The organism is Nonomuraea basaltis (assembly GCF_005893125.1).
Lineage (GTDB): Bacteria > Actinomycetota > Actinomycetes > Streptosporangiales > Streptosporangiaceae > Nonomuraea > Nonomuraea basaltis.
Map to the genome: position 1 here is coordinate 61,393 of NZ_VCJS01000035.1, position 21,940 is coordinate 83,332.

Annotated in this window: 16 protein-coding genes; 12 read left to right on the forward strand and 4 right to left on the reverse strand. The window is 67.9% G+C overall.

Annotated elements, in window-relative coordinates:
- Positions 1-311 precede the first annotated feature (311 nt).
- The 3 genes from EJK15_RS18750 to EJK15_RS18760 all read right to left on the reverse strand — a co-directional run bounded on the left by EJK15_RS18750 (position 312) and on the right by EJK15_RS18760 (position 10,413).
- Positions 312-1,103 (reverse strand): barstar family protein, encoded by a 792-nt coding sequence (locus tag EJK15_RS18750; RefSeq protein WP_171074397.1) that lies wholly within the window; start codon positions 1,101-1,103, stop codon positions 312-314.
- 34 nt (positions 1,104-1,137) lie between these two features.
- Complete coding sequence (locus EJK15_RS76325; RefSeq protein WP_171074398.1) at positions 1,138-8,619, reverse strand: LamG-like jellyroll fold domain-containing protein; 7,482 nt, start codon at positions 8,617-8,619, stop codon at positions 1,138-1,140.
- 1,494 nt (positions 8,620-10,113) lie between these two features.
- Positions 10,114-10,413 carry a hypothetical protein gene (locus tag EJK15_RS18760; protein ID WP_138711743.1) on the reverse strand — a complete coding sequence of 100 codons (300 nt, stop codon included), beginning with the start codon at positions 10,411-10,413 and terminating at the stop codon, positions 10,114-10,116.
- A 58-nt stretch (positions 10,414-10,471) separates the two neighbouring features.
- On the opposite strand from EJK15_RS18760, the gene EJK15_RS18765 reads away from it, so the two are divergent.
- The 10 genes from EJK15_RS18765 to EJK15_RS18810 all read left to right on the forward strand — a co-directional run bounded on the left by EJK15_RS18765 (position 10,472) and on the right by EJK15_RS18810 (position 19,136).
- The gene (locus EJK15_RS18765) at positions 10,472-11,107 is read left to right on the forward strand and encodes an HAD family hydrolase (protein WP_338089874.1); all 636 of its coding nucleotides are present in this window, start codon (positions 10,472-10,474) and stop codon (positions 11,105-11,107) included.
- Between the two features lie 84 nt (positions 11,108-11,191).
- Complete coding sequence (locus EJK15_RS18770; RefSeq protein WP_138711745.1) at positions 11,192-12,373, forward strand: helix-turn-helix domain-containing protein; 1,182 nt, start codon at positions 11,192-11,194, stop codon at positions 12,371-12,373.
- A 388-nt stretch (positions 12,374-12,761) separates the two neighbouring features.
- On the forward strand, positions 12,762-13,652 hold the full coding sequence (locus EJK15_RS18775) for an SAM-dependent methyltransferase (protein WP_138711746.1): 891 nt from the start codon (positions 12,762-12,764) through the stop codon (positions 13,650-13,652).
- A 148-nt stretch (positions 13,653-13,800) separates the two neighbouring features.
- The gene (locus EJK15_RS18780) at positions 13,801-14,832 is read left to right on the forward strand and encodes an ABC transporter substrate-binding protein (RefSeq protein WP_171074400.1); all 1,032 of its coding nucleotides are present in this window, start codon (positions 13,801-13,803) and stop codon (positions 14,830-14,832) included.
- Positions 14,829-15,998 carry a methyltransferase gene (locus EJK15_RS18785; RefSeq protein WP_138711748.1) on the forward strand — a complete coding sequence of 390 codons (1,170 nt, stop codon included), beginning with the start codon at positions 14,829-14,831 and terminating at the stop codon, positions 15,996-15,998. Before EJK15_RS18780 ends, EJK15_RS18785 begins: the two co-directional genes overlap by 4 nt.
- Complete coding sequence (locus EJK15_RS18790; protein ID WP_138711749.1) at positions 15,995-16,933, forward strand: hypothetical protein; 939 nt, start codon at positions 15,995-15,997, stop codon at positions 16,931-16,933. The genes EJK15_RS18785 and EJK15_RS18790 overlap by 4 nt, the downstream gene beginning before the upstream one ends.
- Before the next feature lie 193 nt (positions 16,934-17,126).
- Entirely contained in the window at positions 17,127-17,456 is a 330-nt protein-coding gene (locus EJK15_RS18795; RefSeq protein ID WP_138711750.1) for a hypothetical protein, read from the forward strand.
- Positions 17,456-18,130 carry a hypothetical protein gene (locus tag EJK15_RS18800; protein ID WP_138711751.1) on the forward strand — a complete coding sequence of 225 codons (675 nt, stop codon included), beginning with the start codon at positions 17,456-17,458 and terminating at the stop codon, positions 18,128-18,130. Before EJK15_RS18795 ends, EJK15_RS18800 begins: the two co-directional genes overlap by 1 nt.
- A 492-nt stretch (positions 18,131-18,622) precedes the next feature.
- Positions 18,623-18,946 carry a hypothetical protein gene (locus EJK15_RS18805; protein ID WP_138711752.1) on the forward strand — a complete coding sequence of 108 codons (324 nt, stop codon included), beginning with the start codon at positions 18,623-18,625 and terminating at the stop codon, positions 18,944-18,946.
- Between the two features lie 10 nt (positions 18,947-18,956).
- Complete coding sequence (locus tag EJK15_RS18810; protein WP_138711753.1) at positions 18,957-19,136, forward strand: hypothetical protein; 180 nt, start codon at positions 18,957-18,959, stop codon at positions 19,134-19,136.
- Between the two features lie 20 nt (positions 19,137-19,156).
- On the opposite strand, the gene EJK15_RS18815 is transcribed toward EJK15_RS18810, so the two are convergent.
- A complete protein-coding gene (locus EJK15_RS18815; RefSeq protein WP_138711754.1) occupies positions 19,157-19,921 on the reverse strand; it encodes a GntR family transcriptional regulator in 765 nt (254 codons plus the stop codon).
- Between the two features lie 183 nt (positions 19,922-20,104).
- On the opposite strand from EJK15_RS18815, the gene EJK15_RS18820 reads away from it, so the two are divergent.
- Together EJK15_RS18820 and EJK15_RS18825 are read left to right on the forward strand one after the other, a co-directional pair.
- Positions 20,105-20,278, forward strand: a complete 174-nt coding sequence (locus EJK15_RS18820) for an FxLD family lanthipeptide (protein WP_138711755.1) — start codon at positions 20,105-20,107, stop codon at positions 20,276-20,278.
- 63 nt (positions 20,279-20,341) lie between these two features.
- A partial coding sequence (locus EJK15_RS18825) for a lantibiotic dehydratase family protein (RefSeq protein WP_138711756.1) occupies positions 20,342-21,940 on the forward strand: 1,599 nt, incomplete at its 3' end.

A 21,940-nucleotide genomic window follows, 5' to 3' on the forward strand; every position in this document is an offset into this window, starting at 1 on the left:
CGCTTGCCTCGTCTTGCACACCCAGGCGCACAGGGCATCGTTCCCAGCTTCTTGCGCGAAATGCCACGCGGTGAGTGTGAGCCGCGGTCGCATCGACCCGCCCCAGGTCTGTGCAACGCATGACGGGCGCCTTCAGCGACCACCCCGAAACGTAGCCGTCAGAAAACGATCACGAGAATGCTGGTGTCCTTCTCGACAGAATCGCCGCACATATCGGCCACCGTGGGCCCTCCGGCCGGGTCGGATTTGTAGAGCCAGGGGACGACCTCCGAGGGCCGCCGGCCCATCGGCAGACCTAGTGCCCGTCTTACCTACTCGAGGATCACCGCTACATCAGCATCAGAAAGCGTCTCCAGAACAATATCAATATATCTGGCTGGACCTGTTTCGGTGTCCACAACTCTTGATAGGTGCCGTTCGGCGACGGCGAAGTCCAACCAGCGCAGATGCACTGGCGATCCATCCGCCCTAGGCAGGCGACGCAGGCAATCAAAAAGCGCCATGAAGTTCGACCCGAAATAGCCTCCCGGCCCGTGCACAGCCTCTCCTATCGCACAGAAAAAGCTGGCCAGGTCCACTATGCCTCGACCGTCCAGTACTATGCCCCGGCCAACGGGCCGTACAGAGATTCTGCTGATTCGAGCGACCTCCACCCAGCCCTCACGTCGCCCAATGGGAATGCTCCACCACTGATTAGTATCCGCCGGCGGGGCCACCCGCCACGATTCCCATACAGACCTCGCCCCGGCGTGCGGCAGCCAGCTTACAGTCGCCTGCACGTTTCCAGCACACGCGCCAGGCGAAGCAAGCGCGATTTTTACGTTCCACAGATCATATCCACCAATACTATTCCCGTCTTCATTTAGGATCTCAAGGTTGACGTCACCCGGAAGATTCAGCGGCTCATCGTAGTGCCACTCCCACTCAGGAGACGTCTTGAGCCCGTGGACGGCGAGCGAAAGCCGATAACTCGGCGTTTCGTCTGGACGCTCGAAATTCTCATAAGATGAGCGATTGCCAACGAAAAAGCCATCCATATCAGCGAACTCCAATATGGAGCCCACCGCATCGGGCGCGCGGAGCTTGTACTTGACATCCGCCACCGTTAACATTTCCCTCTAATCGACCTGATCGAGATTACTGATCTCCACACTCTTTGGGGAATGCCTCTATTTTCGTGTAATGATTCGATGTATATCCATAGTCGCCCCACTTATTAGGGCCGAGGATTCTGTAGTTGTCCGGGTGTCTCGTATTCATCATACTCGGGACCTCCCACTCGGGAGAACCGGGGAAGTTCGCCGCATCATCCTTACCCCACTTCCTCTTGTAGGGGAGGGGCGTACGTCTGCGTTCTCCCGTCCAGACTTCCTGAGCGTTGCCGTTCATTCTCGGCGTTCCCCGTCCGTTGACGATGTTATCGAACTCGTCCCGAGCCCAACCTGGCACATCGTTATGAGTGAGAACAGCATTTTTGCCAGCGAGGACATAGTAAGTGTGCAGGCTCTCGACGGTCAGGTTGTGTACCCGTTGACGAACCGTCCATGACTGAACAGCGGCGACTTGGACATATGTGCCGGCAGAGGTTTGCAACCACATGCCGGGCTGCAGTTGGCCAGCGCCGACCCACTCGCGCAGGGCGGGCGCCCAGAACGGGTGACTGCTGGTGGCGGTGATGTCGTCGGTCGCAGTACCACTGTCGCCATCGATGTCTACAGTGATCTTGACGAGGTGCTTCGTCCCCTCGCCGGTGATCAACGTGGTGACCGGCTTGGCGCCCTTTTCCCCGGTGACGGGGTTAGCGGCCAGGACGAGATCGCCGACCTTGATGGTCTCGATGGGCTTGTGGCTGCCGTCGGCCATCAGCACCTTGGTGCCGGGTACGAAGCTGTTGCCGCCCGGCATGCAGCTGCCCGTGTCCAGGCCGGGTGGGACGTTCGGCGGCAGGTCGGGGGCAACGTCATCGAGGATGGCGTCAACGATGGAGTCGGTCGTCGTTTCTGTGATGTCTTCGACGACGTCCTTCTTCCAGCCGTCGGAAGAGTCGCCGCGCCCGATAGAGGAGGAGTCGGAGTAGTCGACGCCGGAGTGCCCGCTGTAGCTGTCCTTGCAGGGGCCGGTGCGGCACTGCTCATCGATCCGTTCCTGCCTGGTTTTCCTGGGGGGCAATGAGCTGCTGATGCTATTTCTGGACGAGCCCGTGGAGAGCTGCTTCTTCGGCTGCGTCGGCTTCTTCTCGGGTGTCTTGGGTTTCTTCACCTCGGGCGAGCAGTTGCGGGTGCAACGCCGCTCGCTGGGCTTGTCCAGGTCTCGGGCGCGGCCCGCCTGGTCATCGTCATCACCGTCTGATCCGTCGCGGTCCTTCTTGCAAATGGTCTTCTTGCAAACCTTGCCGGGGGTGCCGGTGCCGTCCTTCTTCCCAGTGCCGGTGCCGTCCTTCTTCCCAGTGCCGGTGCTGGTGCCGTTCTTCTTGCCGGGGGTGCCGTTCTTGCAGGCCTTGCTCTTGCAGGTGCCTCCGCCCCCACCATCGCCCCATCTGTTGGAAACAGTACGGTCGGTGGTCTCATACTGCTTTTTGGCTGGCGCGACGGCGCGGTCGTAGAACGCCCGCTCGCTCTTGCCGCGTTCTTCGTAATGGCGTGCCGCGTTGCATGCACGACCGCCCCAGCCGCCGTTGCAGTAGTTGTCGGACCATCCTTTCTTGAACCCTGGTGCGGGCCTCTCGGGGAATTCGACCTTTATGTGAATGTCGTGGCCGGACGGGTCCTTTTCGCCGAGCGGGTCGCCTTGACCGTAGAGGTAGCGGTTGAGCCGGTTGGACGGGTCCGGGGACAGCGTCCAGTCGTCGCGGGAGGCGAATCCGCCGGTGCCCGGCACATACCAGCGGGCGTGCATGTTGACCTTGCCGGTGTCGGGGTCGGTGTACTCGCCTTGGTAGCCGAGCGAGCGCTGGGTGCCGGTGCGGGCGATCGGCTCGCCGAAGGGGCTGTAGGCGACCGAGTCGACCAGCGCGGTGCCGGAGTAGGTGGCCACCACGTCGTCGTGCTGGTCGGACATCACGCCGAGCGCGGGACCGGTGCCCTCTTGGAGGCTGAGCAGCCGGCCGTAGGGGTCGCGGCCGTACTTGGCGGTGATGGCGCCGGTCTGGTCGGTGACGGTGGTGATGTCGTTGGCCAGGCCGGAGTAGGTGAAGCGGTTCTCGCTGGTGCCTTGTGTGCGGGCGGTCAGGCGGCCGAGCGCGTCGTAGGTGTAGGTGGCCTCGCCGTCGCTGATGAGCCGGTCGAAGGCGTCGAAGACGAGGTTGCGGGTGGTGGTGCCGGTGGTCTGGGTCGCGAGGGTGCCGCGGGGGGTGTAGGCGTAGGTGCTTCCGGCGCCGGACAACAGCCGGTTGCGTTCGTCGTAGGTGAAGGTCTGGTCGCCGGCCTTGGTCCGGTTGCCGGCGGCGTCCCAGGCGTAGGTGGTGAGGTTGCCGTTCGGGGCGGTCCAGGAGGTCAGCCGGCCGGCGTGGTCGTAGCCGTAGGTGTTGCCGCCCTCGCCTGCGGTGCCTTCGGTGGTTTTGGAGACGAGCTTGTCGTCTTTGTTCCACCCGTAGGTGATCTTGGCGAGCTGGGTGCCGGTGCTGTTCTTGAGGGTGTGCGTGGCTGGCCGGCTGAGCGGGTCGTAGGTGAGGTCCTGGCTGTTGGCGGGACTGGTGGAGGTCAGCGAGGTGAGCCGGTTGTTCTTGTCGTAGCCGTAGGTGAAGCCGCGTCCGGTGACGGGGTCGGCGGCGGTGGCCAGGCGGAGGTTGTCGTCCCAGGTGAAGGTCGCGTTGCCGGAGGAGTCGGCGCGGGTGCGCGGATTGCCCAGATCGTCGTAGGTGAAGGCCGCGATCGGGATCTGGGGGACGCCGCGGGTGACCTTGGTGAGCAGGCTGCGGTCGTTGTATTCGAGGGAGTAGTCGCCGATGCCGATCTGACGGCCGGCGGGGTCGTAGCGGTAGGTGCGCTCGGGGGTGGCTACCGGGGCGCCTTGGCCGGTCTCCTTCGTCATCCGGCCCAGCGCGTCGTGGTGCCGGTCGATGCGGATGCCGCCCGGCTGTTGCACGGTGGTGAGGTTCCCGGCCGCGTCGTAGGACTGGGTCCAGGTGCGGTCCGCTAGGTTCGGGTGTGCGGTGGTGGACGGCTCGGTGATCGTCTCGACCAGCCCGAGCGTGTTGTAGGCGGTCCACACGCTGTTGCCGCGCCCGTCGGTGCTGCGCGTTGGGGCTCCGGTGGCGTCGTAGCCGAACGTCGTGGTGATGGACTCACCGGCGGATACCGGCTCGACCAGTTCGGTCAGCAGGTTGGTGGCGTCGTAGGCGCGGGTGGTGAGGTGTCCCTCGCCGGAGGTGGTGCGCACCAGGTTGGAGTTCGCGTCGTAGCCGTAGCCGGTGGTGCGCAGCGTGGATCCGTTGGTGTCGAGGTCCTTGCGCGTGGTCAGTCGACCGGCCAGGTCGTATTCGGACGCGCTGGCGTAGCCGAGCGGGGTGGTGGTCTTGGTTGTCCGTCCGGCCGCGTCGTAGCCGAACGTGGTCTGGTAGCCGAGCGGGTCGGTGATCGTGGTGACCTCGCCGGCCGCGTTCGGCAGGTAGGCGGTGGGTTTGCCGATGGGCGGTGTCGTGGTGGTCAGGAAGCCGGCGTCGGTGTAGGCGAACTTGGTGGTGTACGCGGCCGCCGCCGGGCGGCGTTCGACCATCGTCTGGGTGATCATGCGGCCCAGGTCGTCGTAGGTGGCCTGGGTGCGGGCGCCGGTCGGGTCCACGTGTGCCAGCGGCTCGCCGACCAGGTCGTATTCGGTGACCCACTGGCCCGCCGGCTGGCTGTCGATCGCCGGGTCGGTGATGCGGACCTGGTTGCCGAGCGCGTCGTATTCGGCGGTGGTGCTGTGACCGCGCGGGTCGGTGATCTTCGTGAGCTGGCCGGCCGCGTTGTAGGCGTAGGACTGTTGCGGGACGAGCTGGGTGCCGCCCGGCGGCGTGTAGGCGGTCCCTGCCACGCTCGTGACTCGTCCTAGCCGGTCGTAGGCGGTGGTGCTTTGGCGGCCTTCGGCGTCGATGACGTGGGTCTGGCGGGCCGCGCTGTCGTAGCCGTAGCGGGTGGTGGGGCGTGCCTGTGTGGTGGTCCCGCCGCGCTCGACGGTGACCGTGGGCAGCTGGACCTCGACCAGCCGGCCGTGGGCGTCGTAGCGGTGACTGGTAGTGAAGTCGGCGGGCGTGACGCCGCTGACGTTGCCGCGCGGATCGACGACGGCGGTGACCAGGCCGCGATCGTCCACCGTCCAGGCGGTGGTCAGGTCCGTTTCGCCGTTCTCGACGGTCTGGCGGACGAGCTGGTTCTCCTTGTTGTAGGCGAACTCCACGCTCTCGGCCCGCGTCGTCCCCGCCGCCGTCAACGTCTGCTTGACGAGGCTGTCGTTGGCGTCATAGACGTTGCTGACCTTGCGGGCCAGCCCCGCCGGGTCGAACGTGGACGAGGTCAACCGGCTGGCCGCATCGTGGGCGAAGGTGGTCTGGGCCGCGGGCGTGGCGAGAGTGGCTAAGTGGCCGGCCGCGTCGTAGGTCCGGGCCTCCAGCACCACGTCCTTGACCGTGGTGGCGCTGTTGAGCTTGACGTCGTCGGCGATCACCTGCGACAGCAGGTCGTCGGCGAAGTAGGTGTAGGACGTTTTGCGGCCCATGGCGTCGACCTGAGCCGCCAGGCGTCCGCCGGGATCGTAGGAGTACGACTGCAGCACGATCTCCCGGGCCGGCTGCGGGTTGACCGGGCTGCCCGTCCAGTTCTTCAACGTCCGGGTGTACAGCTCCCCGCGCTTGGTGTAGGTGTAGCCGAACACCGAGCCCAGCTCGTCCGTCACCGACGCAGGGGCTCCCGTGTTGTCCCAGGTGGTGCGGACCACACCGCCCTCCGGCCCGGTCACCGTTTCCGTGCGGCCGAAGGCGTCGTAGGTGTAGGTGACCGTCCGCTCCGGATCGCCCCCGGTCAGGTCCGCCACCGTGTCGGTCAGCTTGTTGCCATCCGGATCGTAGATGTGGCGGGTCTCAACGGTGTGCGTCTTGCCGGTGATCTCGTTCTTGACCGGGGCGCCGGTGTGCTTCACCAACTGGCCCAGCGCGTCGTAGGCCAGGGCGGTCTTCACCCCGTCGGGGAAGGCCTGGGAGATCTCGGTGCGGGATGTTGGTCGGCCTAAGGGGTCGTACTCGTACCTGGTGACCAGCCCTTCCGGCTCCACCTGCTCGGCCAGGTCGCCAGCGGCGGTGTAGCGCTGCTCCCACACGTTGCCCCGCGCGTCCGTCCGGGTCTTCACCAGCCCGGCCGGAGTGGGCCCACCACCGACGGCAGGTTCGCTGCCGTCGGTGTAGCTGATGGTCAGGGAGCGGCCGTTGGGGAAATCGAGCGTGACCGGGGTGGTCTGCTTGATCTGCTCGCCGTAGGCGTTGTACTCGAACGTGGTCGCGTAGGTGTTGTCGGTGGCAGAGGAGGACCGACCGTCGCGGGTAATGGTCAACCGGTCATTGCGCAGGTCGAAGTTGTCGTTGTTGTTCAGGTAGTACGTCGCGTAGCTGGTCTGGCAGCTGTTGGCACTGCGGCAGGTGGTCTGACTGATCACATTGCCGCGCTTGTCGTTGCTCAGCTTCGCGGAGTTGTCGTTGGCGTCCCATATTTGCGCCAGGAGGCCACCCACGTCGTACTGATAGGTCGTCTCCTGGCCCAGCTGATCGGTTCGCTTGACGAGTCGGTAGCCGCGCCAGGGGTCGTGGACGGTGCTCAGCTTTTCGTTACTCGGGTCGGTCACCGTGACCGTGGACGTGCGCGAGGTCTTGTCGTAGACCGGCTCACCGATCTGCCAGGTGCCGCCGTTCTGGTCGGCGTGGGTCTTGAGGCGGTCGGTGGCCGCATCGTAGGTGTTGCTGGCCCATACCCTGCCTGCGGGCGAGGTGACCTTGGTCAGCTTGTTGCGAGCATCGGTGCGGGCCGCGGCGTAGTGCGCCTGGACCTCGGCCTGCGTGAGCGCCCGGTCGTACAGCGCCGGCTCGTCGAGCTGGCCGTCAAGGGCGAAGTTGCCGGTGCTGCCGGCGGGCATGCGCCAGTTGAGCGGACCGGTAGCGAAGCGCGCCTCCTCCTGCCACTCCAGGGTGCGTGGCGTCGACAGGCTGCCGACCAGCTGTCCGTCCAGATGGAGCCGATCGGTGCCGTTGTCCGCGGTCAGCACCACATGGTGCCATTGGCCGTCGTTGACCGGTGCCGTAGTGGTGATCGGCGTGAACCACTCGGTGTCTTCTTCGGAGTCGGTCGGCAGGAACTGGGCACGCAGCTTGCCGTCGGTGCCGATGTAGATGGCCGAGGCGGCGGATCCGGCCAGGCCAGCCGAGAAGATTGTTCCGGCCCTGGTGGTCTTGAACCACGCCTCCACCGAGGCTTGTCCTGCCAACCGGCCGACCACGTTGGGCGACGTCTTCATGCTGCCGCCGTTGAAAGCGGCCGAGCCGTCGGCGGTGCCGATCAGCGCGCCTGGTTGCGCCAGTGTCGTGCCATCACTGGTCAAGGTGCCCGCGCCTGCGCCCCAGCCCAGATCGGCCGCCTGCGTGCCGGAGGTCTCGTTCAGCCGCCAGTACCCGTACGGGAGCGCGTCCAGCACGGCGGCGCGGTAGTTCGAGCCGCTGCCATAGTCGTAGCGGGTACAGATCGGCTCGGCGGCAGGGGCGCACACCGACGTCAGGCGATCGGCTTCGTAGGTGTACGTCCACGTCAGCGCGGTGCCGTCGACAGGATCGGTGGACACGCTGGTGACGTGGTTTCCGGTCCAGACAAAGCGCAGGGAGCGATCGCCCCCGGCGGTCACGGCAGAGAGCTTGCCGGCCGTGTCGTAGGCCAGGTCCTGGCTCCGCCCACGAGCATCAGTGATCTTGGTTAGGCGGCCATTCGCGTCGAACAGGTAGGACGTAGAGGACTTGTCCATCAGTCGCCAGCCACCGCCGGTTTGTGCGGCGAGGGTGGCGTACATGCCCGACGGCGGCTGGAAGGTGCCATCCCCGTTCGCGCCGAACCGCAGCACCCGCCCATCCGGCCAGGTCACCAGCAGCGCCGGATCGTCCTGGACGATCTTCATATCCCACCGGGCCGACCAACCCGCTCCGAACATGCCGCTGCTGCGCGGGTCGAAGGTGTTGTAGGAGCGGACCAACGACAGCGGCGGCCCTACCACCGCCACTTGCGCATCCGTCACCGTGGTTGTGTAGTTCCCAGTGACCTGGTCGAACTCCTGCCCATCCGGCCCACGCGCCGCGAGCCGGGAACTCACCACCGGCTGGCGCACCCCCGTGGTGAAGGAGATCGCGCTCGACAAAGTCTGGGCCACGGTGCCGCGGTCCTTGACCGTCACCTGCCAGAAGTACTGCCTGCCCCACATTAGCTTGGCTGCGGGCACCCGCCAGTAGTAAACGTCGCTCTGCACGCTGGAGGAGAAACATCCCGACAGCATCGAGCCGTCATTGCAGACCTTGAAGGTGTAGTCCATGCCGTTGGCGCTGTCGGCCTTTACCAGCAGCAACGGCGTCAGCGTGTCAACCAGCGCCCAATCCAGGGGGAACCGATCCTCGATCACCGGCACGCAACATGCGGCCTCCGCCAGCTCAGCGCGCAACGTCCCGCCAGGAAGTACCCGTTCACCCCGCCGGTCCGACGGCTCGTCGTCGGACCGCTGCTCCAGCGGCAGCGCCCCCTTCAGAGGCTTTTCGCGATCTTCATTCCCCCGACCGGTGCTCGCCGCCGTCGATGCGACGGACGCTTGCGTCGACGACCGCACCAGCGACGGCAGCGTCGTCGTGGACCCGAAAGCCTGCTGCGGCGTTTCAGGCGGATTCTGCAAGCCATCGGCCGTGGCCGGTAAGGGCTGCAGCATCAGCAGGCCGGGCAACAAGCTCAGGAGAATGGCGGCCACAATGGCAGATGCACGCCCAGAACGTACCCATACCAAACTCCGACGCATACGCCGTCACGCTCCGAACCACAACGAGGGACACCCGTGGGTGTCAGACGTCGCTCCACCCCACCCGGCAGGGATTCTGACTCGTGCGGCCCTGGAGCACTGACCAAACGGGCAAAGCGTAACTTTGCCATGATCAGGCAACAAGATCCATTTCTGCTACCAAACAAGTACGGATTGTCACTTACCGGACAAACAGCCCAACGGTGGAGCGCGGGATGTCGTTCTCCGGAACGTCGGAGGACCCGTCAGGCGTGGTGGGCCCGACGCCGCCGGCATGGGGTCGTCTGTTGCTGAGTGCAGTCCGCTGACGCTCCAGATAACGATCGTTCAATGAAGCTGCCAGCAGCGCACTGCAAGATCAACAGCCAGCTTGCCCCGCCTCGGCAGTACCCGCCTCCACCACCTAGCGGGTCTCTCCGGCCACTTCTGTGGCACCCTGCTCAAGGTTGCGCCGGACGGCTCGAGTCGTTGGGTGGCTGGGCCCAGCACTAGCTCGCGGTCGGCGAGGGTGGCCTCGAGCAGGGGGATGGCCCGGTCCAGATCTCCGCCGACTCGTAGGCATTGGCCAGGTCGTTGCGCGAGGTCAAGGTGACAGGGTGATCGATGAGACCGCGTAAGGGGTGATCGCCGCCGTCGAGGCCGTGTACGCTCGGTGAGCGCGGCCGTTCCAAGCCCACTCCACCCGTTGTGGGAAACGACATCCTGCTCCGCCGCTGGGCTATTTGTCCGGTAAGCAACGTGCCCGGAACGGGACCATCCCCGCGTGCGCGGGGAGCACGCAGAAGTTCGCTGAACTTGCGGTTGACGCCGGGGACCATCCCCACGGGCGTGGGAACGCTCGCGCCACCCGGGCGGGTCGGACTTCCAGACCGGCTCACCCCCACGGGCGTGGGGAAACGCGGTGAGCCTCGATCCCTACTCCTAGCCACGTCCGGATCACCCCCACGGGCGTGGGGAGCGCTTCTCCCGTCCGCGCCGTGCCCCTCTCGCTGTCGGATCACCCCTACGTGGGGGTGAGCCGGCGGCGCAGGAGGCGCTGGCGTCGGCGGTGCACCGGTCCCCGTGCCCGTGGGGTGAGCCGGCCTGCGCCTACCCACGTCCTCCGCACCCTCAACCGGCCCCCACGCCCGTGGGGGTGAGCCGGGTATGTCCGCCGAATTTCGGTATGGACAGCTCCGGTCCCCACGCCTGTGGGGGTGAGCCGCTCAGGTCGGCCGACCTGACGTCCGGCATAGCCCCGCCCCACGCTTGTGGGGGGTGAGCCGCCACGCCGATCACCGTGACGAGCATCTCCCTCCCGGTCCCCACGCTTGTGGGGGTGAGCCGCTGGAGCGGCAGTCCGGGGTCGCGCGGCAGATCGGCCAGTCCACCCTTGATCCGGCCCCACTCCTCCACGCCCCCAGGCGTCACGCTCTGGCCGTGCGGCCCCGTGGCGACTACCCCCTTCCGCGCCTCATAGGCTCAGCTGGTGCTGACCTTCGCCTTCGACGTCGGAGAGACCATCGTCCGCGACGACCGCTACTGGGCGTCGTGGGCCGACTGGCTCGGCGTCCCTCGCCACACCCTCTCCGCTCTCGTGGGTGCCGTTGTCGCGCAGGGCCGGGACAACGCCGACGCTCTCCGCCTGCTCCGCCCCGGCATCGACATAGCCGCCGAGTACGCAGCGCGCGAGGCCGCAGGCCACGGCGAGCACATCGATGAGGCAGATCTCTATCCCGACGTCCGGCCAGCGCTGACCGCGCTGCGCGCAGCCGGGCATCGCCTGCTGATCGCCGGGAATCAGACGGCTCGCGCCGCCGAGCTGCTGCGCGCGCTTGACCTCCCGGTCGATGCGATCGCTACATCCGGCGAGTGGGGTGTCGCCAAGCCATCGCCTGAGTTCTTTGCTCGGCTGATCGAGTTCGCCGGAGCCGACCCCGATCGGATCGTCTACGTCGGCGACCATCCGGCCAATGACATCACACCTGCCAAGGCCGCCGGCCTCCGGGCCGCGCACATTCGGCGTGGGCCATGGGGACATCTCTGGGCCGACGAGCCGGTAGCAGCGGCGGCCGACTGGCGCATCACCACGCTGACCGACCTGACGGACATCGCCGCCAAGTAACTTGGATAGGCCCCGCCCAACATCTGGGCAGAGCTGTCATCGGGTCGCTACAGTCCGAGATGAACGCCTCGCACTGGAGCCCCCATGCCTTCAGCCCCCCGCGGCGGGATAGGCCGACGCATCGCCTACCACCGAAGCGTCGCCCGTCTGACTCAACAGCAACTGGCCGACGCCGCAAACATCCATGTGGGCACCCTGCGAAAGATCGAACGTGGGGCACGCGGCGCGGGCGACGGCATCATCGAAGCGATCGCAGCCGCCCTCGGCATCGACCCGTCCCTGTTGCTGGCCGACCGGACGCAGGCCAGCTCCAGCATTCGGGCGGCAATCCCGTCCCTGTCGACCGCGATCGCGGCCTACGACTTGCCCAGCGACGGCCCCGTCCGGACCCTGCCTCAGCTGCGCGCGGCCGTCGGCGAGGCCGTGACATGGAGGCTCGCCGCCCAGTACGTGCAGATCACCCGCCACCTCCCGGACCTGCTCGTTGAGCTCTTCCGCGCCCTCCAGGTCGTGCCGACCGAGCAGCGGCCCGACATCGCCCGCCTGGCCATCTCCGCATGCCGTTCAGCTGACGCCGTCGCGTACAAGTTCGGCGCCTACGACCTGTCGGCCAGGCTCATCGACCTGATGCGCTGGGCGGCGCCGCAGGCGGACGATCTCGTCCTGGACTCCACCATCGCCTACGTCCGCACGGAGACGTTCTTCGCCGCAGACGCCCACGAGCACGGCCTGCGCGCGCTGGAGATTGCCGTCGACGCCGCCGCGCCACCCGACGATCTGGCCAGCATCGCCGCCCGCGGCGCGCTCCATATGCGTGCGGCGGTCATCGCAGGTCGTGCCGGCGACGTGGACGCGGCCGACACCAACCTCGCCGAAGCTCGCAGTCTGGGCGACCGGATACCTGAGGCGATCTACTCGGGTACAGCGTTCGGGCCGTCCTCCGTGCGCATCCACGAGGTGTCCGTTGCCGTGAGCCTCGGCGGCGAGCACGTCCACCGCGCCTTGGAAGCCGCCCGCCAATGGGCGCCGCCGGTCGAGCTCCCCGCCGAGCGCAGGTCCGGCTTCTACATCGAGCTCGCTCGCGCCCAGCTGTGGTCGGGACTGCCCGATGACGCGTTCGAGTCGCTGAAGGTCGCAAGGAAGATCGCGCCGCAACACACCCGTGATCATCGGTGGGTGCGCGAGGACGCCGCCACGCTGCGCAGACTGAAGCGCGCCGACGCTGAGAGCCTCACCAGCTTCGCCGAGTGGTGCCACGCCACCTGATGTAGGTGGTAACCCTCGCTGGGTCACTTGTGGACCTGCCCGAGTAACAGCATCTGACTGTCAAGACGACGGTCATCGATGGGTCCGACTCCATGAGCGAGCCAGCAGCGCACACAGCGGCTGCGCCGATCCCTGTGCGCGACGCGATCAGCATCGCGCGCCTGCACGGCCTGGCCTGCATCGACTGCGGCGCGGTCAACAAACGGCTGCGGCCCGTGGGGGACGTGTTGCATCGAGGGCGCCTCTGGCCAGCCGTTGCCTGCAACACCCACGTCCACGGATATATGCCACCCCAGGGCCAGACGACGTCACCGCCAGCCCAAGGACTTGATCAGGAAATGAGGCTCCTGACCCATGACAACCATATCGCCGAACGCAGTGTCGCCCTATGACTCCCGATGATCCGGAAGGTGCCACCACTCCCGATGCAGCCGCCGAGGCGCCAGTGCCGTTCACCGCCGTCAGGCCGTCGATCCCCCGCGTGTATGGCCGATGGCAGGGAGGCCGAGACCCTCATGGGCAGTGGCGGGGCGGGAAGGACACTTTTGCCCCTGATCGGGCTATCGCGGACCTCGTCGTCGAGAAGGTCCCGGGGTTCGAGGACGTGATCTGGCAGAACTGGGCGTTTCTCAAGCGCGCGGTGGGACACCTCGCCAAGGAGGCCGGCGTCCAGCAGTTCATTGACATCGGCCCTGGTCTGCCTGTCGATGGGGAACCCCTCCTGCCCGACATCGCCCGCAAGTACCAGCCTGAAGCCTCCTGGCTAGCGGTAGACAACGACCAACAGGTGCTCGTGCGATGGCGGCAAGAGCTCGACCGGGGCGATGACCGCTTGCAAGTGATGTTCGGCGACCTGCGTGATCCCGCCCGCATCCTGGCGAACAGTCAGCGGTTCCTCAACCTGTCGCGGCCCACGGCAGTTCTCATGGGTGCGGTAGTGCATTTCGTGCTGGATGAGGACGGGCCCGCCGACATCATGCGGACCTTCCGGGACACTCTTGCCCCGGGAAGCCGTCTGGTGCTCACCCACGCGACGGCTGACGGAGCGAAGGACGACGCCAAAGCCGGCGTGAAGGAGGCAGCGGAGGAGTACACCGACGCGGTCGCGCGCATCACTCTGCGGTCGTATGACCAGGTCGCCGCGCTGCTCGACGGGTGGACCCTGCGGGAGCCCGGCTTGGCCAAGACCGTGGACCTGCTCGTCCCGGAGGACGGCCTGATCTATGCCGCGGATGCGCCGCACGCGTGGGCTGCCGTGGCAGTGGTGTCCCGAGAGTGAGCTCCGTACGGCCGGTGGGCGCTGATGTCAGCTACCGGCGGCCGAACGGTTCGTGAGTTCAACGGCCCTGACGGGGGCCCATCTGTTCCTATCCATCCCTCTCCCTCACAGGATTCGCCATTCCATGAGACGACTACGGATAGTCATATTGGCGCTACTCTTCGCGGTGCTGTGCGGGTGTGGAAGTCCCGCCACCAATGCGGGCACCGCCAAGGGCCTTGGCCCCACCAAGGCCCTCACGACCGTCACGGTCGGGATCATGCCGATCCCGGACTGCGCCACCATCCTCCTCGCCCAGGCACGGCACTACTTCGAAGCCGAGGGGCTCAAGGTCGAGACGGTCACCGTCCAGGGCGGCGGCACCGCGCTGCCGCAGTTGGAGAACGGCAGCCTCCAATTCTCGATCATGAACTACCCGGCTGCCGTGATGTACGAGCAGGCCAAGCCCGAAAAGATGAAGATCGTGGCCCCCGCCTACCAGGCCAAGCCCGGCACGTTCGCGCTCATGGTGCCCAAGAACAGCCCCATCCGGAGCTTGACGGACCTGCGCGGTCGCCACTTCGGAGTGGCGACCTTCAAATCGATCAGCACCGTCACCACAAAGGCCGCCCTGAAGCTCGCGGGATTGACCGAGCGCGACGTCACGATGTCCGAGACGCCGCTGCCGGACATGATCGTCGCGCTGGAGAACGGGCACCGCGACGTGGCGTGGATGACCGAGCCCTACATCACTCTCTACGGCCAGAAGGCCGGCGGACGGGTGCTGTATGACGTGATGCAGGGCCAGACCGAGGGTCTGCCCATAGCGGGCTGGGCCACCCCCACCGACTACGCCAAGAACAACCCGGAGCAGGTCGCCGGCTTCCCACGCGCCGTGATGAAAGCACAGTTTGACGTCGCCATGAACGAGCAGTTGGTCAGAAGCACCCTGCCCGACTACACGAAGATCGACGCGGAGACAGCCGCCACCATCACGCTGGGCGATTTCCCCACCAACCTGCACCCCAACCGTATCCAACAGGTAGCCGACCTCATGCTGGAGTACGGGGAGATCGGCGCCCCCATCGACGTCCGCGCGTTCCTGCTGCCACTGCCGGCGCTGACCCACACACCGGCGCCGCCCCCGCCGCCATCGCCGCCGTCCCTGCCCTCCTCCCCTGAGGCGGTGTCGGCCTCATGACCACACACCACCCGATCGGCCAGGCGCCCACCGATCCGGGCACAAGCGCTGATCAGAAACCTGACCCGCCGAGGCTGCCGCACCGCGACCGCTCCCGCGCCTACTTCGCTCGCACCGCCGCGGATCTCGACATCGACCCCTTCGACCTCGTCCAGCTCTTGATCGACAGCGTGCCGGATGTCGCCGCCCTGCACGCCGCGGTCCACCTGGAGGTCTTCGAGCAGCTCGCGGACCAGGAGATGACCAGCGACGAGTTGGCGCAAGCGTGTGAGGCCCACCCCGGCGCGATGCGGCGGCTGCTGCGCTGGCTGCACGCCAGCGAGTTCATCGCCTGCAGCAGAGGCCGCTACCAGCTCACCGACCTGGGGCGCGTCCTCACCCGAGACGCCGAGCGGTCGCAGCGGCACGCGGTGCTGGTCACCGGCTCCTCCTACTGGTGGGAGATGGCCGGCAACCTGGCCGAGACCGTCCGGCGCGGCCACCCGGCACCCGCCAACGGCCTGGCCCCGTACAGGTACCTGGCCCAGCGTCCGGCGCTGGGCGAGGAGTTCGACCGGTTCATGCTCGCGCGCAGCGCCGCGGTCGGCCGGGACCTGGCCGCCCTCGACGACTGGGCGCACGTGCGCACCGTCGCCGACCTCGGCGGCGGGATGGGCGGCGTGCTGGACGCCCTCCTGGACGCCTTCCCGCATCTGGACGGCATCCTCGCCGACCGCACCGACGTCCTCGACCGCGCCCAGGAGTATCTGACCGAAGGGGGCCTGGCCGGCCGCGTGAAACTGGCCCCGGGGGATCTATTCGAGGCCGTGCCGCAGGGCGCCCAGCGCTACCTGCTGTCTTCGGTGCTGCACAACCACGGCGACGACGACTGCATCGACCTGCTGGCCCGGGTGCGCGACGCCATGGAGGACGCCGGCGGCGCGGAGCTGCTGATCGTCGAAGGCATGCTGCCGCGCGTGGCCGGCGTGCCCAGCCGCTGGTATGCCACCGACATCCGGATGATGACCCTCTTCCGGGGCGGCCAGGTGCGCACCGAAGACGACTACCACCGCCTGACCCGCCAGGCCGGGCTCCGCATCCGCCGGAGCCTGGCGCTGCCGAGCGGTCAGACCCTGCTCATCGTCCAGCTCGACCCGCCCCCGCCACCTGAGGAGGAGGTCCGGTGACCGACCGCGCGAAGTTCGACGATCTCCCGACGATCGTCATCAACGCTATCGAGGACAAGATCGGGCCCATTCGCACCGTCGAAGCCGTGCCCGGCGACCGGCCAGGATTCGCCGCCCGCATCTACGCGGGCGAGGATGACGTGTTCCTCAAAGCGGTCCCCGCGCTGAGCCCGGCCGCGGAGGTCTACCGGCGCGAGGAGTGGACCGCCAGCCACCTGCACCCGCCTATTCCCCCCGAGGGCCCGCTGCGCCCGCCCGCTCCCGCCCCGCGCCTGCTGTGGAGCACCGTCGCCGGCGGCTGGCTGATCCTCGCGTTCGAGCTCATCAACGACCACGCTAGGCACGCCGACCTGCGGCCCGGCTCGCCAGACCTGCCCGCCGTACTGGACGTCGTGGAGCGCCTCTACACGGCGCTCACCCCGTCCCCCCTGCCAGATCAGGAGCCGGCGGTCGAGTATGTCAGCCGCGTGATGGCCAGCCACTGGCACCTGGTCACTGACGCGCAACGCGCCCTCTTCACGAGCGCGGTGGGTGCGTGCAAGGACCAGTACCTGGACGGGGACACGCTGCTGCCCGGCACCCTCGGCGCCTCGAACATGCTCATCAAGGACGGCCAGGCCCACGTCGTGGACTGGTCCGAAGCGCTCTGCGGCCCCGCCTGGATCAACGCCGCGATGCTCGGCCCCTGCCTCATCGCGGCGGGGCACAGCCCGGAGCAAGCCGAAGCTGTGCTGTCCGCTGCGACGGCGTGGATGGACGCGCCCGCGGACGGCGTCGCCGGGCTGGCAGCGGTGCGGGTCCTGCCTCTCCTGCACCAGATTCACGCCGGGCCCGTGGAGCGTCGCAAGGCCGCGGCACGCAAGGCCGATGCGCACTGGCAGTGGGCGGCTCACATGCTGGGCATGTCGTTACCGGCCGGGTGCGAGGGACGCTGACCCATGATCGTGGCGTGCCCGGAGATTCAGACGCAGCGCAACCCCGCACCGCGCTGCGCCGCCACGCCACACGCGGTGCGGCCCGGTCGAACCATCCCCGCCGCACCCCAACCGGCGCAGGCCGGGCAGCCCAGCCTCGACGCCGGGCCTGCGCCAACCCCATCACCCACGACCCACGCCAGGGAGGAACCCTATGCTCGCCAACCAGGCGTACGCCCTCGGCCAGGCAGCCGATCGCCGGGCGCGCCGGGTCGTAGCTCACGCGGTGGCGTCGCTGGACCCGACCGCCCGTCAGCTCTCCACGCTGCGCAACACCTACCCCGCCTGGAACATCGGGCTAGAGCGGGACGCGTCCGGCCAAGTCTGGTGGACGGCCAGGCTGGTGCGTGAGTGCACTGCCGCCATGGCCGCGGCCGGGATCAAACAGTCCATCCGGCAGCCGGACGCGATCGCGCTAGCGTCCACGCTGGCCTGGCAGACCGTCCTGCTGCACAATGCCCGGTCCCGCGCGGGGAGCGGGTGATGGAGTTCGCGATCCCCGTGCACGAGCACGGCCCGTTCGAGCTGCCGACTCGGCTGGATGGCATGAGCGCCCCGACGACCACGATCGGCTGCGACGCGTCCGTCGCGACGCTGACCGACAGCGGATCGCACGGCGGCGCCCATGGGGGCCGCGCTGTCTGGGCCACGGTGAGCGGCGACGGACGCGCGCAGTACGGCTGGTACGAGGCCGACGCCACCATCACGGACCTCGCCGAGCTGAACGCCATCCGGCACGCGCTGGCTCGCTACCCGTCCGGCCCAGACGCGACAACAAAAGTTCAGGTGATCACGGACAGCCGAATCTCCGGCAGTCTGGCCGTGCGCCTGGCCACAGGGCGGCCGATCGGACGACTAGGGCGAGCCACCCTTCACCCCCAACTGCTGGAGGCAGCCCGCACCGAGTGCCAGGCCAGACCCTTCCGTGTGACCACACACGCCGGGGACGACGGCCGGCACCTGTCCGGGCATCGCCTAGCCACTGCAGCGCACCACCTGGCCTGGGCTGTGCGGCGTCTGCTCGACGACCAGATCCCTTTCGACGACGCCGCGCTCGAATTCCTCACCTCGCTCGCCGCAAGGTCGGGACGCAACAAGCACAAGCCGCGCTTGCTCTACCTGGAGTGGTACCGCAACCGCAGCAGGGAGGATCCGTGAAACCTTCCTGCCCCGGCGAGCCGCTCCCCACGCTCTGGCGCGACCCCATGGGCGACATGCCTTCCTCACGGGCCTCGCGCCGCGGCGCGGGCAGACCGGTCAACGATCACACTCAGGCTGCCCGCGCCGCCCATCCCCCGCCGTCCACGTCAGAGATGGCCGCTGCCTGGATGGCGAGTTCCAGTTCTCCCGGCCGTCGTCGCTTCCCTGCGGCGACCCTGGTCCGTTCGCTGCCCCACCCATGGCGGCCGGGAGTCTGCCGGGGAAGGCGGGCCGGGGGCACAGCCGATCCGCCTTCCCACGGGAGCGTGCCCCGTGCCTTCCTCTGCTGCGGGCAGCTCACCCCCGTCCCTGTGCCCGCAGCACCTCCCGCCCCGGGCAGCCCGGCCGGGGGCGACGAAGGCCGTGGGACGGCGTCCTCCACGCCGCCGTCCCACGGCCGCCCCCGCCAACCAGCAGACAATGACCACGACCACGACATGGTGATCACCTATGATTCCGCCCCCGGCGATGTACCTCGGCCAAACGCCGACCACGCCTGTCCCGAACCCGACCGCTGTCGCTCACCGGCTGCTCTACGTGCTGCGGCGCACCTACCCAGGGTGGGACATCGTCCGCGGCAAGGATGAGTCCGGTGAGGAGTGCTGGCAGGCGCGCCTGCGCGCCGACATCACCCCGGCCTTGCGTGATGCCAGCGTCGTCGAGGTCTTGCAGAAGTCGGATGGCATCACGCTCGCCTCGGCGCTGGCCCACCAGCAGGCGCTCGTTCACAACTTCCGCGCCACCCAAATGGATCCCCGCCCCCGCACAGCGTGAGGCGGCTCGAATGGATCTCATCATCCTTGCCATGGGTGACCCGTGGAGCGCCGACCTGCCCCACGACGCGGCCCTCCGCCCTGGACTTGTCCGGGCCTTCACCCTCGCGCGCCGAGCCGCGCAACGACTGATCTTCAACCGAATGGGCCCCAGCGGAGGAGATTCCGCCGGCGAGCGGGGCACCATCTGATGCTCTACTGGGCCAGCAGATCAGCCCGGGTCGGCGCGATAGCGGTAGCGCAGCCTCCACTGGTAGGTCGGCAGGACGTAGAGGTTGACCTTCACCGGCTGGTTGTCACGGGTCAGTCCCATGTGGAAGATCTCATAGACCCGTTGGTCGGGCGTCATGCGCAGGAAGCGCACTTCTTCGTCCGTAGGTGGCCGGACGTCGACGTCTTCTTGGATGTCGACCTGGGCATGGCCGAGTTCGGCCAGGCGGCTGCTGATCCCGCCCACGCCCGGGTCGCGTTCTGCCATCGGGGTGCCCTCCGCGATCGAGCGGGGGATGTAGGTGGTGACGATCTGGATGGGCACGCCCTCGGCGTACATGCGCCGGGCGCGGATGATGACGCTGTCGCTGTCGGGGTCAACGCCCAGGACCTCGGCGACTTCGGTGGGTGGCCGGCCGGGGCCGATGGTGGTCTGGTTGTCCAGGGTGTAGCCGAGCTGTTCGAGTTCGCTGGCCAGCGATCCGCGGGCTCCGCCGCGTTCTCGGTGGGCGCGGCTGTGCCGTACGGCTGCATTGCGCAAGATGGGCGGCAGCTTGTGGACGTAGGTGCCGACGCCCATGTGCACGTAGACGAGCCCCTCGGCCTTGAGGATCTTCAACGCCTTGTTGACCGTGGCCCGGTGGACGCCGAGCTCGTCAGCCAGAGTGTCTTCGTTGGGCAGCAGCGAGCCGCGCGGGTAGGTGCCGTCGTGGATGGATCGGCGGATGGTGTCGGCCACCTGGCGGTAGCTTGCCGTGCTCGTCACGCTCTCACCTTACAGATAGTACGTACTACTTACTCGTTGCCCCTTCAGGCCGAGCAGACTATGAAGTATGTAGTACATGCAATACGGTGGCCGCTTCCGCCCTCAGACCGTTGCTCGCACGGCCAGGGCCGCCGGTGCAAAACCCCACGTCAGGAACCCCCAACACAGGACAAGGAGTAGGACATGAGCACTCCCACCATCGAGCAGACCGCCACGGTCGACGCGGGAGCGACCTCCGACCCGTTCGACCTCGACATCACCTTCATCGAGAACACCCCGGCGGCCGAGACGGTGCTGTTGTGCAGCACCGGCGACAACTGCGGGAGCTCCTGTCCGAGCGCCTGCACGACCTCGTAGCCCGCACGGCGCGGGTCCACCCGGGCCCGCGCTCTCCTCTTCCCCAGGAACGGAGTGTGCGTGATGACGCGGTCACGGCGGACCCTGTACCGGCGCACCGGCGCCGGGATGCTCCGCGCGGCGGTGAACCTTTCCGCCCCCGCCCTGCCGCAATGGCCAAGGCCCGACGCGCCCACCGAGCAGTGGCGTTCCTGGCTCGGCCCGATATGGGCCGATAACACCTTCCGGCGTACGGTCTCCAATGCCAGCCCGGACCTTGCCCGCCAGGTGGAGGCGGTCCTGGACGGGCGATCGTCGAACGCCCGCCGGGCGCGTCGCGCCGCGCTCGCACTCGCCCGGTACGCCATCAGGTATGAGCACCGGTCCACGCCGTTCGGCCTGTTCGCGGGCGTCTGCCTGATCGACTTCGGCGAGACGTCCGCCGTGTTCGTCGGGGAGGAGCACGAGATCGTCGCCCGAGCCGACCCCCGGGCGCTGGACGAGGTGATCAGCGCCCGGGAGGCGGACGCCGGGGTGATGGCGGATGTCGAGGTGTGCGTCAATAACCTGGCGTACGTGCGTGGCGGCCGCGTTTTCGTGCCGTCCGAGGGCGCGTCGGAGTTCTCCCTCACGCTGACTCCCGCGCTGGCGCTCGTGCTCCAGGCGGCCAAGTCACCGATCCGGCATGCGGCGCTCGCGGGCAAACTCGCCGCAGAGTTCCCGCAGGCCGACGAGCAGCGCCAGGCGGCGTTCCTCGCGGAACTGCTGCACCTACGCCTGCTGCGGTCGGCGCTGCGCGCCCCCGCCACGATCGTCGACCCGGCAGCCGCCCTGCCCGCTGGCACCTTCGGTGCCCGCGAGCGGGAGGCGTCCGTGGACGTACGGCTGGACGCCGAGGTGCGGCTACCCGGGACGGTCGCGATCGAGATGGAAACCGCGGCAACCGCGCTGGCCAGACTCGCGCCCAACCCAGCCGGAACCGGGGCATGGCGGCGCTACACCGAGCAGTTCGCCGCCCGTTGGGGCGAAGGCGCCGAGGTCCGCCTGGAGCAGCTCGTCGACACCGACAACGGGCTGGGCCTGCCTGACGGGTTCGGCTCGGTGTCCGAGCCGCCCCGGCCGATGTCGCGGCGTGACCGGCTGCTGTTGGAGCTCGCCGGGACCGCCGCCGTCGAAGGCCGCCGGACGGTGATCCTGTCCGAGACGCTCCTCGAGGAGTTGGAGGCCGCCGCGGGCGAGCCACCCACCGCCCTGGCCCCGCACTTCGAGGTGTGCGCCCAAGTCCAAGCCCGTTCGCTCCCGGCGCTGGACCGGGGCGACTTCCGCGTCCGCGTGCACACCGTCTCCAGGGCGGCCGGCACGATGACGGGACGATTCCGGCACCTGTTCCCGCAAGCCCCCGACCAGGCGACTCTACCCACTGCCGATCCCGTCGCGGAACTGGCCCAGTTGTCGTTCCATCCCTCCCGCGTCGAGGCCGACCTGCTCACGCGCACCCCGCAGGTTCTACCGAGGCTGGTCAGCGCCGGCGAGTTCCGCGGCAGCGACGACACGGCGCTGTTGCCCTCTGATCTGGTCGTGGGTCTGCGCGGCAGTCACCTCTACCTCGCGGTGGCCGCCACCGGGGAGCGCCTGGAACTGCTCACGCCGACAGCGATCAACTTCGTGTGGAACAACTTCACC

Coding starts and splice junctions, on each gene's coding strand:
- EJK15_RS18770 (WP_138711745.1), top strand. CDS start 11,192: ATGCCTTCAGCCCCCCGCGGCGGGATAGGCCGACGCATCGCCTACCAC.
- EJK15_RS18805 (WP_138711752.1), top strand. CDS start 18,623: ATGATTCCGCCCCCGGCGATGTACCTCGGCCAAACGCCGACCACGCCT.
- EJK15_RS18785 (WP_138711748.1), top strand. CDS start 14,829: ATGACCACACACCACCCGATCGGCCAGGCGCCCACCGATCCGGGCACA.
- EJK15_RS18795 (WP_138711750.1), top strand. CDS start 17,127: ATGCTCGCCAACCAGGCGTACGCCCTCGGCCAGGCAGCCGATCGCCGG.
- EJK15_RS18820 (WP_138711755.1), top strand. CDS start 20,105: ATGAGCACTCCCACCATCGAGCAGACCGCCACGGTCGACGCGGGAGCG.
- EJK15_RS18810 (WP_138711753.1), top strand. CDS start 18,957: ATGGATCTCATCATCCTTGCCATGGGTGACCCGTGGAGCGCCGACCTG.
- EJK15_RS18800 (WP_138711751.1), top strand. CDS start 17,456: ATGGAGTTCGCGATCCCCGTGCACGAGCACGGCCCGTTCGAGCTGCCG.
- EJK15_RS18775 (WP_138711746.1), top strand. CDS start 12,762: ATGACTCCCGATGATCCGGAAGGTGCCACCACTCCCGATGCAGCCGCC.